Source organism: Stenotrophomonas sp. 05L44_2 (genome assembly GCF_056665995.1).
In genome coordinates this window covers 1-1,450 of record NZ_JBFTNR010000890.1, presented here as the reverse complement: position 1 = coordinate 1,450, position 1,450 = coordinate 1, and the positions used below count along the sequence as shown (strand labels likewise).

Genomic DNA, 1,450 nt, shown 5'->3' with positions numbered 1-1,450 from the left:
CCGATGACCTCAACGTCGAGCAGCGGTTGTCGACGCTGTCCGAGCTGTGGGTGAAGGCCGCTCTGGCATTGACGTCGAAGAAGCAGGCGGCCAACGAACCGCCGATGAGCGATGCAGCGCTGGATGCATGGCTGGAGGCGGCGCGCTATGGCTATGCCTATCTGTTCTACAGCGGGCGCTCGCCCTCCGATCGCGCGTTCGAGGATCGGCAGACGCAGGTACGCGATTACTACAACTATGCTGCCGAGAAGGCCGCCGTGGTGTTGTTCGCGCGTGCCCGTGCCGCAGCATTGGCCGGCGAGGACTACACCAAGCCGGTGTCGGCGGGCAGCTGGACGCTGGCTTCCGATTTCCAGCGCCTTTCATTGAAGAGCATCCCCAAGCAGCTGGTGCCGGCCGGTACCGTCAGCTTCGTCGGCATGCGCAGCACCTATCGCCGCGATGGTTTCGGCGCCGAGCTGGTGATGGTGATGGACCCGCCGAAGCTGGTGGTGCCTGCCGTCGCCGCGGAAGGGGCCAAGGCCGAAACGGCACAGGCGCAGGCCACCAAGGACGAGCAGGAGGAGGGCGTCCGCCGCGGACGCCGCCACCAGCACGATGATTCGGTGCCCGAGTACAGCGAGATGTCCTCGATCAACGTTACGGCATTGCTGCGTTTTGAAGGCAACACGCTGGAAGACGTGATGCGCACCCGCCAGGTGCTGCTGGATGGCTATTCGCCCGAGGCCACCGAGCGCATCACCCTGCATGGCGAAGAGGTGCCGCTGGCGGGCARCTTCACCGCCGCCTACGGTCTGTGGCTGGCGCAGAGCGGATTCGCCACGCAGTCGCTGCGTACCCTGTTCGGCATGAGCGAGGGCATCGGCGAGCCGCACATCTACCTGATGCAGCCATGGGATCCGAACCGCCGCATCATCTTCATGCTGCATGGCCTGGGCAGCAGCCCGGAAGCGTGGGTGAACCTGGCCAACGAGATCATGGGTGACCCCGAACTGCGCCAGCAGTTCCAGGTGTGGCAGGTGTACTACCCGACCAATGCGCCGATCGCGCTGAACCGCTACGAGATCGCCAACGCATTCAACGACACGTTGCAGCACTTCGACCCCAACGGCAGCACGCGCGCCTCGAAGGACATGGTCTACATCGGCCACAGCATGGGTGGCGTGCTGGCGCGCCTGCTGGTCAGCGATTCCGGCGATGTGCTGTGGAATGATCTGCTGGCCAACTACAACCTGAAGGGCGAACGCCTGAAGCGGGTGCAGTCCAAGCTGGGTCCGTTGCTGCACTTCAAGGCCGAACCGAACGTGGAGCGTGCGATCTTCATCGCCGCCCCGCACCAGGGCACGGACATCGCCGGCAACAAGGTCGGCCGCCTGATCGGCCGCCTGGTGCGCCTGCCGCTGACCATCCTCGGCAAGTTCGAGGATGTGTTCCTGGCACTGGCACAGGC

General features: G+C 64.9%; 1 protein-coding gene. It reads left to right on the top strand.

All coding sequences use genetic code 11. The features are described from left to right. A partial coding sequence (locus AC1VAN_RS21710; protein ID WP_480986729.1) for an esterase/lipase family protein occupies positions 1-1,450 on the top strand: 1,450 nt, incomplete at both ends.